The following is a 347-nucleotide window of genomic DNA, read 5'->3' on the forward strand; positions in this document are numbered from 1 at the left end:
CGTTCCCTGTCAGCGTCCCCGCGCCTTCAGCGCAGCATCGAGCCGCGGATAGACGCGCCGCGCATTGCCTTCGTAGATCTTGTGTCGGTCCTCGGCGCTCAGGATCTGACTAGCCTCGATGTAGCGCCTGGTATCATCGAAATGATGGCCCATCTCCGGATCGATCCCGCGCACCGCACCGATCATCTCACTGGCAAACAGGATGTTGTCAACCGGGATCACTTTGGTGAGCAGGTCGACGCCGGGCTGATGATAGACGCATGTGTCGAAGAACACATTCCCGAGCAGATGCTCGCGCAAGGCGGGCTTTTTGAGCCCCTGCGCAAGGCCACGGTAACGGCCCCAGT

Annotated in this window: 1 protein-coding gene; it reads right to left on the reverse strand. The window is 60.8% G+C overall.

Annotation, left to right across the window (positions count from 1 at the left end):
* Window positions 1-9 precede the first annotated feature (9 nt).
* On the reverse strand, window positions 10-347 hold a 338-nt coding region (locus AC5ZGW_RS47755; protein WP_496114354.1), incomplete at its 5' end, for an amidohydrolase family protein.

Source organism: Bradyrhizobium sp. Crot121 (assembly GCF_059512385.1).